We start from the raw sequence: 14238 nt of genomic DNA on the forward strand, positions 1-14238 counted from the left end.
CGGCTACTGACGCCTTCGCGAGCAAGCCCGCTCCCACAGGGGATATGTGGTGGACACAAAATTTGTGCCCCCCAGATCCCCTGTGGGAGCGGGCTTGCTCGCGAAGAGGCCGCTAGCAACACCCCAAGACTAAAGTCAGGCGCTCAGTACTCGGCACGCCTCCGCCGGCAAGGTCACCGACACCGGATTGCCAATGCTCAACCCAACGTCCTGACACGGCGTGCTCAACGCGGTAAACGACACCCCGGAACACTCGACGGTGGTTTCAATCGTGGCACCGATATCCCGCACAAACGTCACCTTACCCAGCAAGCGATTCCCCGCCGTGGCCTGGGGTTGCGACAGTTGCAGGTCTTCGGGGCGAATCAGCATTTTCACCTTCTCCCCCACCACAATGCTGCTGCAGATCGGCACTTGCAGCGCATCGCCACCGGGCAAGCTGACCTTGCCGTTACCCAGCGCGGTGGCCGGGAAAATGTTGCCCGAACCGATAAAGTCCGCGACGAATTCATTGGCCGGGTGCCGATAAATCTCGATCGGTGTACCCACCTGCTGCACCCGATGCTCACCCAGCACCACCACGATGTCGGCCATGGTCATGGCTTCGCGCTGGTCGTGGGTGACCATGATGGTGGTGATGTTCAAGCGCTGTTGCAGCTGACGGATTTCCACCTGCATCGACTCGCGCAGCTTGGCGTCCAGCGCCGACAGCGGTTCGTCGAGCAGGAGGATTTTCGGCCGCGAGGCAATCGCCCGGGCAATCGCCACCCGCTGACGCTGACCGCCGGAGAGTTTCGCCACCGGGCGATCAATCATTTCCTGCAGCTGAATCAGTTCCAGCAACTCCACCACCCGCGCCTGCTGATCGGCCTTGCTGACCCCACGCAGTTTCAGCGGATAGGCAATGTTCTCCCCCACCGTCATGTGCGGGAACAGCGCCAGGGATTGAAACACCATGCCGAAATTGCGCTGGTGCGCAGGGGTATGGCCGATGTCTTCACCGTCCAGGCGAATCTCGCCGCCGGTCAGGGTTTCGAGCCCGGCGATCATCCGCAGCAAGGTGGTTTTGCCGCAGCCCGACGGGCCGAGGAAACACACCAGTTTGCCCTCGGGCAAATGCAGGTTCACATCCTTTACCGCGCAGGCCGAGCCGTAATGTTTCTCGACGTTTTCCAGAATCAGACCAGTCATTTGAATCACCTCAAGAAATCAGAACGAAACGCCGCCTTCGCCAACCAACTTTTCCAGCGCCCAAATGAGCACGAAGTCGATCAGCACGATCAGCACGGCAAACGAGAAAACGGTAGGGTCGAGCGACGACACGGTGCGGCTGTACATCCAGATCGGCACGGTCATGACGTCGATGGTGTAGAGGAAATAGGTCACGGTGAATTCGTTGAACGAGACGATGAACGCCAGCAGCATGCCCGCCAGAATCCCCGACTTCATCAACGGCACCACCACATCGACAATCGCCCGCAGCGGTGAAGCGCCGAGCATTTGCGCGGCCTCTTCGACTTCGCTGCCGATGGAAAGCATCGCTGCGGTGCAATTCTTCACCACGAACGGCAGCGCCAGAATCACATGGGCAATCACCAGCCGCGAGGTGGTGATCTGGAATGGCAGGCTGTCGAACACCAGCAGCAAGGCCAGGCCCAACACCACCATCGGGAACACCAGTGGCAGCGACATCAATTGCAGCGCCACGGCCTTGCCACGGAACTCGCAACGGGTCAGCGCGTAAGCGGCCGGCACCGCGATGATCGTGGCGAAGATCATGGTCAGGCAGGCCACCAGCAAACTGGTGCTCATGGCTTTGCCCAGGCTCAGCACGTCGCTGGCGTCCGGCGAGACGAAGGTGTGCCAGGCGGCCTTGTACCATTGCAGGCTGTAGCTGCTGGGCGGAAAGTCGAGGTTCGACGCGCCGCTGAACGACATGACGATCATGGTCAGGATCGGCAGCACCGCCAACAGCAAAATGAAGCCCGAGAGGATGCCGGCGAACTTGCCGGTATCGCCCGGCAGCAGCGACTGACGCTTCTTGATCAAGGTGCTCATTGGGAAGCCTCCAGCATGCGCCGACGACGGCCGGTGATGTATTCGGACAAGGTCATGATGGCGAGCGTGGTAACGATCAGCACCACACCGGCGGCGGACGCGGCGGGCCAGTTCATCAGCGGGGCGATCTGGTCATGGACCATCACCGCCAGCATCGGCACGCGCCGACCGCCGAGCAGCAAAGGCACCACGAAGCTGCTGGCGTTGTAGGCGAACACCAGCGTCGCGCCGGTGATGATCCCCGGAAAACTCATCGGCAACACCACTTGGCGAAACACCTGCAGGCGACTGGCGCCCAAGGTTGCAGCGGCTTCTTCGTAAGTGCGGGCGACTCCGCGCATGGCGCTGGCAATCGGCAGCACGGCCAACGGGAACGCGGTTTGCACCAGGCCCATCAACACGCCGTTCTGGTTGTACAGCAGCATGATCGGGCGCTTGATCAGGCCCAGGCCCATCAGCGCCTGATTGAGCATCCCGCCCGGGCCGAGAATCACCAGCCAGCCGTAGCTTTGCAGTAACAGGTTGACCAGCAACGGCAACAGCACCGCCGCCAGGAAAATCCGCCGCACGAACGGTGAGGTCAGCCGCGACATGGTGTAGGCCACCGGGATCGCCAGCAGCACCGCGATCACCGCGCTGATCAGCGCCAGGCGCAGGGTCAGCAGCAAGGATTTGAGGTAGTACGGTTCCAGCAATTGCGCGTAACTGGCCAGGCTGAAGCCGGACCACTCCGCGCCTTTGGTGCCCACGCTCATGCGCAGCACCAGGAGGCTGGCGGCAATCAGCACGCCGAGAAACAGCATCGACGGCGACAGGAAAAGCCACGCGCGCGCTGTCGGTGAGACACCCCGAGTGACGCGCGTGGGGGCCGCGCTTACCGGATGAGTCAGAGGTTGGTGTTCCATAGCAAGGGTCTCGTCAATGGAAAGCAGCTGGCAAACACAGTCCTCAAAACCACCGCGAACCCTGTGGGAGCGGGCTTTGTGGCGAGGGGGCTTGCCCCCGTTCGACTGCGAAGCAGTCGTAAACCATCTCATGCGGTACACCTGATGCACCGCGATGACAGGATTCAGGGCCGCTTCGCGCCCCAACGGGGGCAAGCCCCCTCGCCACAAAAGCCCGCTCCCACATTTGATTTGTGGTGCTCTCAGGGCTTGCGTACGCCACTCGATCAGGAAGAAAAGATTTCCGTGTAACGACGAATCCATTGGTCATGCACGGTGGCCAGGAAGGCGTTGTCGTGCATGATCGCTTTCTCGGCAATCTGCTCCGGCGTGAGGATGTACGGGCTCTTGCGCGCTTCGGCGGAGATGATCGCCTTGGCGTTGACCGGGCCGTTGTAGATGTCTTCGGCCATCTTGCCCTGCACCAGCGGGTCCAGAGAGTGGTTGATGAAGGCGTAGGCCAAGTCGGTATCGCCCGGACGATTCTTCGGCATCACCGACAGCATCAGGTCGGTGTAGAAGCCTTCCTTCATCCCGAAGGTGGCGCCCAGACCGTAGGCCGGGTCGCGGATCTGTTTGGGGAAAAACGCCGGCGCGTACAAGCCGCCCATGTCCAGGGAGCCGGTGCGGAACAGCTCGGCGATCTGGTTCGGGTTTTCACCCAGGGTCACTACGCGGCTCTTGAGCTCGGCGAGTTTCTTGAAGCCTGGCTCGATGTTGTGTTCGTCACCACCGGCCAGTTTGGCGGCGATGATGATCAGGTCCATGGCCTCGGTCCAGTTCGGCGGCGGCAGGAAAATGTTCGGGGCCAGGTCGGCGTCCCACATCGCGGCGTAGCTGTCCGGGGCTTCTTTCTGGGTGCGGGTGCTGTAGACCAGGCTGTTGCACCACAGCAGGTAACCGATACCGTGACCATTGGCGCCGGTGCGGTATTTCTCCGGCACGTCCACCAGGTTGGGGATGCGATTGAGGTCGGGTTTTTCCAGCAGGTTGGCGGCGGCCAGACCTTCGGCACCGACGCCGGCCAGGGTGATGATGTCGTACTGTGGACGATCACCGCCGGCCTTGAGTTTGGCGACCATTTCCGAGGTACTGCCGGTGCGGTCAGCGATGACCTTGCAGCCGTACTTGTCTTCAAAGGTGGCCGCGATGTTGCGCAGTGCTGCAAGGCCCGTGTCATCGGACCAGGTCAGCAGGCGCAGGGTCTTGCCCTGAAAGCGCGTGTCGCTGGCATTGGCCCGGATGAACGGCATGCTCATGGCTGCCGCGGCTACCGACGCCACACCCACGGTTTTGATGAATTGACGTCTGTTCAGATCATGCTTGCCCATGAAGGACTCCCTTTGTTTTTTTAAGTATGAGGTTGGTCGCAACCGTTGCATCCGCGCGGCCAGATCGGCTTGAAGTCCCCGGTTTCAAAGGACTTGAGCTTGACCGGCGGGTTCATCCTGAGGTCGTGCAAAACACCTGACTATCGATAAAAACTCATTGAAGCCATGACGTAAGTGCATGCCTCCTTTCGAGGCATGCGCTCACCGTTTTCGTGCTGTCAGACGGCCCGAATCACGTGTTTGATTTCCTGGAACGCCTGCAAGCCCCACGGCCCCAATTCGCGGCCGATGCTGCTCTGTTTGTAGCCACCCCAGGCGGTCTGCGGGAAGATCACTTGCGGCGCGTTGATCCACACAAGCCCCGCCTGCAAAGCGTTGGCGACCCGATCGGCGGCCTCGCTGTCGCGCGAGACCACACTGGCCACCAGGCCGAACGGGCTGTCGTTGGCCAGGGCAATGGCCTCGGCTTCAGAGCTGAAACTGCGCACGCAGATCACCGGGCCGAAAATCTCTTCACACCACAACGCACTGTCGAGGGGCGCGTCGATGAAAACGGTCGGCTGCAAAAAATATCCGCGTGAAAGGTCCGCCGGGCGATTGCCGCCGCAGATCAGCTTCGCACCCGCGCTCAAACCGCGATCGATGTGGCCCAGCACCCGCTGGTATTGCGTCTGGTTGACCAGTGCGCCCATCTCCACGTTCGGGTCGAACGGGTCGGCCACGCGGATGGCTTGGGCACGGGCCTTCAATCGCGCGACAAATTCATCCGCCAGTTCATCGGCGACGAGCACGCGACTGGTCGCGGAACACATCTGCCCGGCGTTGAAGAAACCGCCGCCACAGGCCACTTCCACAGCCAATTCGATGTCGGCATCGGCGAGCACCAGCAGCGAGGATTTACCGCCCAGTTCCAGGCTCACGCCTTTCACGGTTTCCGCCGCCCGCTGCATCACCTGCACGCCCACCGCGTTGCTGCCGGTGAAGGAAATCTTGGCGATGCGCGGGTCAGCCGACAGCGGTGCGCCGACCGCAAGGCCGGTGCCGCAGACCAGGTTGAACACGCCGTCTGGCAGGCCGGCCTCGGCAATGATCGTCGCCAGTTCCAGCTCCGGCAGCGGCGTCACTTCAGACGGTTTGAGCACCACGCAGCAACCGGCGGCCAGGGCCGGGGCGAGTTTCCAGGCGGTGGTGACCATCGGGAAATTCCACGGCACGATCAGGCCGACCACGCCGCACGGTTCGCGGCGCAAACGGGCGCTGAAATCGTCGCTCGGCAATGCCACGGCGCTGTCTTGTTTCGCGTCCAGGCCTTCAGCCAGACCGGCGTAATACTCGAAGGTGGCGATCACGTCGTCGACGTCGATGGCTGCTTCGAACAGCGGTTTGCCATTGTTGCTCGACTGCAACTTCATCAACTGTTCGCGCCCGGCCTGCACGCCCGCGGCGATTCTGCGCAGGATCGCCCCACGCTCGGCACCGGTGGTTTGCGACCATTGCTTGAAAGCGCTGGCTGCAGCGGTGACGGCCTGATCGACAGCGTGTGCATCGCCACCATTAACGGTGGTCAGCAGGGCTTCGGTCGCCGGGTTGATCACGCGCAGATGTTCGCCTCCGGCGGACCATTGGCCATTGATGTACAAGCCGTCCAAAGTAGTTGGAAAACTCATTTCGACACCGCCTTCATCCACTGGGCCTGGTCGATTTCAATCAGTGTCGGGCCCTGGCGATCGGTGGCCAGGCGCAGCGCCTCACGCAACCCGTCAACACTGTTGACCGCTTCGGCCGCACAGCCCAGGGCCTTGGCCACACCGATAAAGTCCGGGGTATAGATGTCCACGCCCACCGGCTCGATGGCGCGGTTGACCATGTATTTCTTGATCTCTTCGTAGCCCTGGTTATTCCACAGCAATACGATCACCGGCGTGCGGGCTTCCACCGCGCTGGCCAGTTCCGGCAAGGTGAATTGCAGGCCGCCGTCGCCGATCAGGCACACCACCGGCGGGCGCGCGCCGCCTTCAACGCTGCCACCGAGCCAGGCGCCAATCGCCGCCGGCAAGGCGTAACCGAGGGTGCCGTAACCGGTGGACGAGTTGAACCAGCGACGCGGACGTTCCGGGTTGAAGGTCAGGTTGCCGGTGTACACCGGTTGGGTCGAATCGCCGACGAACACCGCATTCGGCAATTCGTGCAGCACGGTTTCCAGGAAACGGGTCTGGGCCAGGGTCGGGACATCCCAGGTGGCGGCGAGTTCTTCTCGCAAGCGAGCGGCGCGCACCTGACCCCAGTCGTTGCGGCGCTCGGCCAGCGACTTGTGGGACAACGCACTCAACAGGGCCTGGGCGGCATTGCGCGAGTCGGCCACCAACGCCACCTTCGGCGGGTAATTACGCACGGTCTGGTCTGGGTCGATGTCCACGCGCAGCAGCATGCCGGGGATTTCGAAGCCGCCGGCGAAGGTGATGTCGTAATCGGTTTCGGCCAGTTCGGTGCCGATGGCCAGCACTACGTCGGCCTCGGCCACCAGTGCACGGGTAGCCACCAGGCTTTGGGTCGAACCGATCAGCAACGGGTGGCTGGATTCGAGCATGCCTTTGGCATTGATGGTCAAGGCCACTGGCGCATCCAGCAGCTCGGCCAGTTCAGTCAGCTCGGCCGCCGCATCGATGGCGCCGCCACCGGCGAGAATCAATGGGCGCTTGGCACCGGCCAGCAGGTCGGTCATGCGGCTGATCGCGCTGGGCGAAGCACCGGCACGGTCGATGTTCACCGGCACGCTGGCGAGCAGGTCATCGGCCTCTTCGACCAGTACGTCCAACGGGATTTCGATGTGCACCGGACGCGGACGCCCGGCCTGGAACAGCGCGAAGGCCCGCGCCAGGACGCCCGGCAATTCCGCCGCCGACATCAAGGTATGGGAGAACGCCGCCACGCCGCCGACCAGTGCGCTCTGGTTCGGCAGCTCATGCAGCTTGCCGCGCCCACCGCCCAATTGGCTGCGCGATTGCACGCTGGAGATCACCAGCATCGGGATCGAGTCGGCGTAAGCCTGGCCCATGGCGGTGGTGATGTTGGTCATGCCAGGGCCGGTGATGATGAAGCACACACCCGGTTTGCCGCTGGTGCGAGCGTAACCGTCGGCCATGAAACCGGCGCCCTGTTCGTGACGTGGAGTGACGTGGTTGATGCTCGAACGGGCCAGCCCGCGATACAGCTCCACGGTATGCACCCCAGGGATGCCGAACACCTGCTCGACCCCGTAATCTTCGAGTAACTTGACCAATACTTCGCCGCACGTCGCCATGTGTTTGCCCTTTTTGTTCGTTTGAGACGCCGGGCCTGCCCAGTGTTTATGATGGAATGGCAGGCCCGGGAATGGCCTCATTGGAACGGGCGACACGTAGCCGCAACAATGGATAAAAAGTCATACTAGCCATGTCCTCACGTCATACCTTGGATCCCCATGAAACGACTGCCTCCCCTGCCGGCGCTGCACACTTTTCTGATCACCGCGCAGTGCTGCAACTTCACCCGGGCCGCCGAACAGCTGCACATCACCCAAGGCGCGGTGAGCCGGCAGATCGCCGGGCTGGAAGATCATCTGGGTTATGAGCTGTTCATCCGCCAGGCGCGGGGCTTGAGCCTGACCGCCGAAGGACGTGAGTGGTTGCCACGGGTGCAGCAGATTTTCGGCCTGATCGACGAGGCCGTGGAGCAGATCGGCGAGAAGCGCGAAACCTTGCAACTCAAGGCGCCGACTTGCGTGATGCGCTGGCTGTTGCCGCGCCTGTTGCAGTGGCAAAAGGAACGCCCGGACGTACCGGTGGAATTGACCACCACGGTGAAACACGGCGTGGACTTTCATCGTGAACAGTTCGACGCGGCGGTGATGTATGGCCCGCCGCCGGAGAGCTCACTGGCCTCCCATCATTTGTTCGATGAGCAACTGACGCCCGTGTGTTCCCGGCCGATGCTTGAAGGGCCACTGGCCTTGCAGACCCCGGCCGACCTGCAACAGCACTTGTTGCTGCATCCGACCCGGGATGAACGGGACTGGAAAGCCTGGTTGAAAGCGGCGGATATTCATCTGAGCAATGTCGGCAAGGGCCAGCATTTCGAAACCCTGGACCTGGCGATGTCGATGGCGTCCCAGGGCACGGGCGTGGCGATCGGCGACTGGTCGTTGATCGGCGATGACCTGAGCGCCGGGCGGCTGGTCATGCCCTTTGATTTGAAGGTGAAAACCGGGTTGGCGTATTACCTGGTGTTCCCCGAGAAACCTGCGCCTTCGCCGAAGTTGCGCGAATTGATGGGGTGGTTGGTGGAACAGGCGCAGGCGCGGTGAACGTCGAAAAGCTTCGCGAGCAAGCCCGCTCCCACATTTGATCTGAGGTGTTCACAAAATCTGTGCTCTCAGGAGATCCAGTGTGGGAGCGGGCTTGCTCGCGAATGATTTAAGCAACGCCATCAATATCCGACAGTAAACCGCTGACGGGAATGCTTCGGCGTTTCCACTTCATCGAGCAGCGCAATCGCGAAGTCAGCAAAGGTGATCCAGCTGCGGCTTTGCGCACTCACCAGCAAGTCATCCTTGCCGATACGGAACGTGCCGGTACGCTCACCTTCGACAAACTCCGCCGACGGCGACAGAAAGGTCCAGTCCAGGTCCTGTTCCTGACGCAAGGTATTGAGGAAGTCGGCACCGGCACTGGCCTCGGCCTTGTATTCCTCCGGGAAACCTTCGCTGTCGATCACCCGCGTGCCGCCGGGCAGCAACAGCGAACCGGCACCGCCCACCACCAGCAGACGCTTGACCCCGGCCTGCTTCACCGGCTCGATGATGGCGCTGGCGGGGATGGTGGAGAAATGTGCAGCACTAATTACTGCATCATGGCCAGCGACGGCGGCTTGCAAAGCGGCAGCATCGAGCACGTCGACGTTTTTGCTGACGACACCGGCGCGCTGGCCGATTTTCGAGGTATCGCGGGCGATGGCGGTGACGCTGTGACCGCGACGCAGGGCTTCTTCCAACAGCTGGCTACCGGCACGACCGGTGGCACCGATGATTGCGATTTTGCTCATGACGTTTCTCCAGTTGGCTTGGGTGAATCTGTATTGATTTGTGTGGCGCGGGGCGACGCAGAACCTGTGGGAGCGTGGCTTGCCCGCGAAGAAGGCACTGCGGTTTTTCAGGTAGTGCGCGTCATCGTTCTTCGCGGGCAAGCCACGCTCCCACAGGATTTTCGTCGCTCCCTCGCCACTGCTCAGCGGGTTACCACTTCATCTCGCCCTTGGCGACTTTGGCGCTCAGCTCGAGCGAGCTTTCTTCGCCCAGGGTCGGGTAGCGTTTTTTCATCGCGCCGATCAGTTCGGCTGAATCTTTCGCCTTGGCGGTTTCTTCGTCGAACGCCTTGATGTAATCGGCGGTGAACTGCACAGCCGCCAGAGAGCGAGCGCTCTCACCGAGGTAGTGACCCGGCACGATGGTGTTCGGCTTCAAGGCTTCGATCGTATGCAGCGTGGTCAGCCAATCGGCATGGGATTGCGGGGGCTGGGTGTCAGCCATCCATACATGAATGTTTTCGGCGACGACCACGCCACCGACCACGGCCTTGATCGACGGAATCCACACAAAGCTGCGATCCGGCTGTTTGCCGTCCAGGCCGAGCACCTGCAGTTTCTGCCCTTCCAGCATCAGGCTGTCGCCCTTGAGCACGTGCGGCACGATGGTTTTGTTCGGCACGTCGGCGCCCATTTTCGGCCCCCAGAACGCCAGTTTGCCGTCGACGGTTTTCTTGATGTGATCAACCGTCGGTTGCGAGGCCAGTACCTTGGCTTTCGGGAACGCTTTGGTCACGGTGTCGAGGCCGAAGTAGTAATCCGGGTCACCGTGGCTGATGTAGATGGTGGTCAATTGCTTGCCGCTGGCGCGGATTTTTTCCACCACCTGTTCGGCCTGGGCCTTGCCGAATTGCGCATCCACCAGAATCGCTTCTTTCTCACCGCTGACCAGTACCGAGGTCACCGGAAATATCGCGTTGGTGCCAGGGTTGTAGACGTCCAGGGTCAGGGTGGATGCCGCAGCGGCGTGGGCCGCGAAGCCGAGTGTGGCGGTTGCCAGGAGAATGCGTTTGAGTGAAGTGAAGCCGATCATCTGTTGCTCCGTTGTCCGAATGCCGTGCTTGGCGATGGGACAGAGCTTAGTTGCCTGGTTCGATACAAAAAATGCGATGCTTGAACATAGTTTGTTTCTGAAAGCGGGCAAATCATGGATCGTCTACAAGCAATGCGGGTGTTCGTCACGGTGGTGGACCTGGGCAGCCAATCGGCCGCCGCCGATCACCTGGACCTGTCACGGCCGGTGGTTTCCCGGTATCTGGCGGAGCTGGAGGATTGGGTCGGCGCGCGCCTGATGCATCGCACCACGCGCAAATTGAGCCTGACCGCCGCCGGCAGCGAAATCCTGCCCCGCTGCCGGCAGATGCTCGATTTGTCCAGCGACATGCAAGCCGCCGTCAGCGAGCCGGACGAAGCACCGCGCGGCCTGCTGCGGATCAGCGTCAGCACCTCGTTCGGCCAGGCGCAACTGGCGGACGCCATGGCGGCTTACGTCAAACGCTACCCCGGCGTGAGCATCGACCTGCAGATGCTCGACCGCACGGTGAACCTGGTGGATGAGCGCATCGACCTGGCCATCCGCACCAGCAACGACCTGGACCCGAACCTGATCGCCCGACGACTGACCGTCTGCCGCTCGGTGATCTGCGCCTCCCCCGCTTACCTGCGCGAGCACCCGGCGCCGCAGCGGGTCGAAGACCTGAGCCTGCACAATTGCCTGACCCACTCCTACTTCGGCAAAAGCCTCTGGCATTTCGAGCAGGATGGCGAACCGGTCTCGGTGCCGGTACAGGGCAACATCAGCGCCAACGAAGCCAGCACCCTGCTGCGCGCGGCAATGGCCGGGGCCGGTGTGGCGATGCTGCCCAGTTACCAGGCCGGCGTGCATATCCACAGCGGCGAACTGATCCGCCTGCTGCCCCAGGCCGAGCCCCGACAGATGAACATCTACGCGGTGTATGCCTCACGCAAGCACATGCCGGCGGCGTTGCGCAGCATGCTGGATTTCCTGGTGCTCAGGTTTCCCGAAGAACCGGCGTGGGATATCGGCTTATAACCGGATCAAAATGTGGGAGCGGGCTTGCTCGCGAAAGCGGTGTGACATTCAACAATGATGTCGACTGATTCACCGCATTCGCGAGCAAGCCCGCTCCCACATTGGGTCATCAGTGTTCTGAATATCGCGTTAAACGCGGGGGTGGTTTTGCTGGCAACTCATCCCCGCTGACCTATGCTCAAAACAGTACCGAAAGGTATTCGTTCAGAGGTCAACGCCATGAACATCAAAACAAGAAGATACCTCGCCATTTTCATCACTTGCGCGGCGACACTGGCGCTGTATGGCACGGCTGCCTGGCGTGTCGAACAGTTGCGCAAAGTGCCCCGTGACTTCGCGAGCTGCAACTTCGAGCGCTGCATCCCCCACAGCGCAAGCCTCAACGCTCTGCGTTAACGAAGGGATTCAGGCCTCGCTGCCCTGATCGGCCTTCAAGCGGTCGCGAAAAGCCTTGGGCGAGATCCCCACCCGACGCCGGAACAGGCGTGTGAAGTTGGTCGGATCGGAAAACCCCAACACGTCGGACATTTCATAAATGGTCATGCTGGTGTAGGTCAGCAAGCGCTTGGCCTCCAGCAATTGACGTTCGTGCATGATCTGCAACGCCGGTTGCCCCGCCAGTTCACGGCATGTGCCGTTGAGGTGGGACACGGAGATCCCCAGCCGATGGGCCAGGTCCTCGACCTTGACGTGCTGGCGATAGGTTTCTTCCACCAACTGAATAAAACCGTTGAGGTATTCCCGGGCACGCTGCGGACGCTGACTGGCCGCGCGGCGCTGAATCACCTGACGGCTGACCCACACCATGATCACGCTGACCAGCGAATGCATGAGCATTTCCCGCGCCGGTTGATGACCGGTGTATTCGCTTTGCAGCGCTGAAAACAGGCTGTTGAGGTACTCGCTGTCCTTGCCCGCCGGGTAGCTTTCGGCTTGGGCCAGGGCATTTACCGAATTGCCCAACTGCGCCTGAAGATGGGCGACCAGCGGCGCGGCCAGGGTGACGACGAACCCTTCGACGTCCTCGGAAAACCGATAACCATGCACCGATAACGGCGGCAGAATGATGATTGCCGGCTCAGCCAATTGTGAGCGTTTGCCTTCGATCTCAAGCTCTGCCTGACCTTTGAAGACGAAGAGCAACTGACACAAATCAGCGTGGCGATGGGGTTTTATTTCCCATTGATGTTCGCGGCTGCGTTTGGAAATGGTTTCACAGTGGAGCAAATCGGGGGTCGGCCAATCCAGGCTTTCACCGTAGAGTTTGAACACCGGAATCGATGGCAGGGCGGGCTTGTTCATCACTTCAATCCAGGCCTCGAGGGTAACGGGGCGATAATCGCACCGATTGGCAGAATGTACAGGTATCGGCTCAGTTTTCACCTTCAATTGACAGACCCGCAAGTGAAAAATGCAAGCACTCGATCCATAAAAATCATCCACCGGCGTTGGTCGCGTGGAGCTTGCGAGTCATAAAAACAATGAAAACACTAAAAACCCAAGTCGCCATCATCGGCGCCGGCCCCTCTGGTTTGCTACTCGGCCAATTGCTGCATAACGCCGGCATCGACACCCTGATTCTCGAACGCCAGACCCCGGATTATGTGCTGGGACGCATCCGTGCCGGTGTCCTCGAACAAGGCATGGTAGAGCTGTTGCGCCAGGCCGGAGTGGGCCAGCGCATGGACGCCGAAGGGCTGGTTCACACCGGCTTCGAACTGGCCCTGGACGGGCGCCGGGTACACATCGATCTGCAGACATTGACCGGTGGCAAAACCGTGATGGTGTATGGCCAGACCGAGGTCACCCGCGACCTGATGGCCGCTCGTCGGGACGCTGGCGCGCAGACAATTTATTCGGCCGGCAACGTCGTCCCCCACGGCATGAAAAGCGCTGAACCCTATGTGACCTTCGACAAGGACGGCGAAACGTATCGACTCGATTGTGACTACATCGCCGGTTGCGACGGTTTCCATGGCGTGGCGCGGCAGTCGATCCCTGCCGACTGCCTCAAGGTGTTCGAGCGGGTGTATCCGTTCGGCTGGCTGGGGATTCTCGCCGACACTCCGCCGGTTCACGAAGAGTTGGTTTATGCACGGCATGAACGGGGCTTCGCGTTGTGCAGCATGCGTTCGCCGACACGCACCCGTTATTACCTCCAGGTGCCGGCTCAGGATCAGGTCGATGACTGGTCCGACCAACGCTTCTGGGATGAGCTCAAATCCCGTCTGCCGGCCGACCTCGCCGACAGGCTGGTGACTGGTCCGTCGATCGAGAAAAGCATCGCGCCGCTGCGCAGTTTCGTGGTCGAGCCGATGCAGTACGGGCGAATGTTCCTGGTCGGCGACGCCGCGCACATCGTCCCGCCCACCGGCGCCAAGGGCCTGAACCTGGCGGCCAGCGACGTCAGTACGTTGTTCAATATTCTGCTGAAGGTTTACCGCGAAGGCCGTGTTGATTTGCTGGAGAAGTATTCCGAAGTCTGCCTGCGACGGGTGTGGAAAGCCGAACGGTTTTCCTGGTGGATGACCTCGATGTTGCATCGCTTCGACGAGCACGATGCATTCAGCCAGCGCATCAGCGAGTCGGAGCTGGCCTATTTCGTTGACTCCGAGGCGGGCCGAAAAACCATTGCGGAAAATTACGTCGGCCTTCCTTATGAGGCTATCGAATAGCCTGCTACCGACTTACACTGGCGAGCATCCCCGCTCGCCTTGCCTCTTGCGGGTCCATC

The 14238-nt window shown here is 61.2% G+C and carries 13 protein-coding genes; 4 read left to right on the plus strand and 9 right to left on the minus strand.

Annotated elements, in window-relative coordinates:
• Positions 1-135 precede the first annotated feature (135 nt).
• From PSH64_RS23910 to PSH64_RS23935, 6 genes are all read right to left on the minus strand, one after another.
• Positions 136-1191 carry an ABC transporter ATP-binding protein gene (locus PSH64_RS23910; protein WP_018926556.1) on the minus strand — a complete coding sequence of 352 codons (1056 nt, stop codon included), beginning with the start codon at positions 1189-1191 and terminating at the stop codon, positions 136-138.
• Between the two features lie 18 nt (positions 1192-1209).
• Positions 1210-2058, minus strand: coding sequence for an ABC transporter permease (locus PSH64_RS23915; RefSeq protein ID WP_019581521.1), 849 nt, complete (start codon positions 2056-2058; stop codon positions 1210-1212).
• Positions 2055-2963 carry an ABC transporter permease gene (locus tag PSH64_RS23920; RefSeq protein ID WP_305478899.1) on the minus strand — a complete coding sequence of 303 codons (909 nt, stop codon included), beginning with the start codon at positions 2961-2963 and terminating at the stop codon, positions 2055-2057. The genes PSH64_RS23915 and PSH64_RS23920 overlap by 4 nt, the downstream gene beginning before the upstream one ends.
• A gap of 266 nt (positions 2964-3229) precedes the next feature.
• Positions 3230-4333 carry an extracellular solute-binding protein gene (locus tag PSH64_RS23925; RefSeq protein ID WP_105345173.1) on the minus strand — a complete coding sequence of 368 codons (1104 nt, stop codon included), beginning with the start codon at positions 4331-4333 and terminating at the stop codon, positions 3230-3232.
• Positions 4334-4551: 218 nt separating this feature from the next.
• Entirely contained in the window at positions 4552-6000 is a 1449-nt protein-coding gene (locus tag PSH64_RS23930; RefSeq protein WP_305478900.1) for an aldehyde dehydrogenase family protein, read from the minus strand.
• On the minus strand, positions 5997-7634 hold the full coding sequence (locus tag PSH64_RS23935) for a 5-guanidino-2-oxopentanoate decarboxylase (RefSeq protein ID WP_305478901.1): 1638 nt from the start codon (positions 7632-7634) through the stop codon (positions 5997-5999). Before PSH64_RS23935 ends, PSH64_RS23930 begins: the two co-directional genes overlap by 4 nt.
• Positions 7635-7793: 159 nt before the next feature.
• Between PSH64_RS23935 and PSH64_RS23940 the strand changes: the two genes are divergently transcribed.
• Positions 7794-8675 (plus strand): LysR substrate-binding domain-containing protein, encoded by an 882-nt coding sequence (locus tag PSH64_RS23940; RefSeq protein WP_018926562.1) that lies wholly within the window; start codon positions 7794-7796, stop codon positions 8673-8675.
• Between the two features lie 122 nt (positions 8676-8797).
• Here the strand turns inward: PSH64_RS23940 and PSH64_RS23945 are convergent, their stop codons facing one another.
• Complete coding sequence (locus tag PSH64_RS23945) at positions 8798-9412, minus strand: NAD(P)-dependent oxidoreductase (RefSeq protein WP_105345164.1); 615 nt, start codon at positions 9410-9412, stop codon at positions 8798-8800.
• 190 nt (positions 9413-9602) lie between these two features.
• Complete coding sequence (locus PSH64_RS23950) at positions 9603-10484, minus strand: MBL fold metallo-hydrolase (protein WP_305478902.1); 882 nt, start codon at positions 10482-10484, stop codon at positions 9603-9605.
• Between the two features lie 114 nt (positions 10485-10598).
• On the opposite strand from PSH64_RS23950, the gene PSH64_RS23955 reads away from it, so the two are divergent.
• Both PSH64_RS23955 and PSH64_RS23960 read left to right on the plus strand, forming a co-directional pair.
• The gene (locus tag PSH64_RS23955; protein ID WP_219847843.1) at positions 10599-11504 is read left to right on the plus strand and encodes a LysR family transcriptional regulator; all 906 of its coding nucleotides are present in this window, start codon (positions 10599-10601) and stop codon (positions 11502-11504) included.
• Positions 11505-11723: 219 nt separating this feature from the next.
• Complete coding sequence (locus PSH64_RS23960; protein ID WP_181150695.1) at positions 11724-11900, plus strand: hypothetical protein; 177 nt, start codon at positions 11724-11726, stop codon at positions 11898-11900.
• A 9-nt stretch (positions 11901-11909) separates the two neighbouring features.
• On the opposite strand, the gene PSH64_RS23965 is transcribed toward PSH64_RS23960, so the two are convergent.
• Positions 11910-12806 carry a helix-turn-helix domain-containing protein gene (locus PSH64_RS23965; RefSeq protein WP_105345154.1) on the minus strand — a complete coding sequence of 299 codons (897 nt, stop codon included), beginning with the start codon at positions 12804-12806 and terminating at the stop codon, positions 11910-11912.
• Between the two features lie 179 nt (positions 12807-12985).
• Here PSH64_RS23965 and pobA point away from each other — a divergent pair, with 179 nt between their 5' ends.
• Positions 12986-14179, plus strand: coding sequence for a 4-hydroxybenzoate 3-monooxygenase (gene pobA / locus PSH64_RS23970; RefSeq protein ID WP_105345152.1), 1194 nt, complete (start codon positions 12986-12988; stop codon positions 14177-14179).
• Positions 14180-14238: the final 59 nt, after the last annotated feature.

Source organism: Pseudomonas sp. FP1742, assembly GCF_030687145.1.
Lineage (GTDB): Bacteria > Pseudomonadota > Gammaproteobacteria > Pseudomonadales > Pseudomonadaceae > Aquipseudomonas > Aquipseudomonas frederiksbergensis_D.

Bases quoted from the DNA above. Each gene is read 5' to 3' on its own strand.
- PSH64_RS23965 (WP_105345154.1), bottom strand. From the start codon at position 12,806: ATGAACAAGCCCGCCCTGCCATCGATTCCGGTGTTCAAACTCTACGGT.
- PSH64_RS23920 (WP_305478899.1), bottom strand. From the start codon at position 2,963: ATGGAACACCAACCTCTGACTCATCCGGTAAGCGCGGCCCCCACGCGC.
- PSH64_RS23935 (WP_305478901.1), bottom strand. From the start codon at position 7,634: ATGGCGACGTGCGGCGAAGTATTGGTCAAGTTACTCGAAGATTACGGG.
- PSH64_RS23960 (WP_181150695.1), top strand. From the start codon at position 11,724: ATGAACATCAAAACAAGAAGATACCTCGCCATTTTCATCACTTGCGCG.
- PSH64_RS23925 (WP_105345173.1), bottom strand. From the start codon at position 4,333: ATGGGCAAGCATGATCTGAACAGACGTCAATTCATCAAAACCGTGGGT.
- PSH64_RS23940 (WP_018926562.1), top strand. From the start codon at position 7,794: ATGAAACGACTGCCTCCCCTGCCGGCGCTGCACACTTTTCTGATCACC.
- PSH64_RS23930 (WP_305478900.1), bottom strand. From the start codon at position 6,000: ATGAGTTTTCCAACTACTTTGGACGGCTTGTACATCAATGGCCAATGG.
- PSH64_RS23910 (WP_018926556.1), bottom strand. From the start codon at position 1,191: ATGACTGGTCTGATTCTGGAAAACGTCGAGAAACATTACGGCTCGGCC.
- PSH64_RS23945 (WP_105345164.1), bottom strand. From the start codon at position 9,412: ATGAGCAAAATCGCAATCATCGGTGCCACCGGTCGTGCCGGTAGCCAG.
- PSH64_RS23955 (WP_219847843.1), top strand. From the start codon at position 10,599: ATGGATCGTCTACAAGCAATGCGGGTGTTCGTCACGGTGGTGGACCTG.
- PSH64_RS23915 (WP_019581521.1), bottom strand. From the start codon at position 2,058: ATGAGCACCTTGATCAAGAAGCGTCAGTCGCTGCTGCCGGGCGATACC.
- PSH64_RS23950 (WP_305478902.1), bottom strand. From the start codon at position 10,484: ATGATCGGCTTCACTTCACTCAAACGCATTCTCCTGGCAACCGCCACA.
- pobA (WP_105345152.1), top strand. From the start codon at position 12,986: ATGAAAACACTAAAAACCCAAGTCGCCATCATCGGCGCCGGCCCCTCT.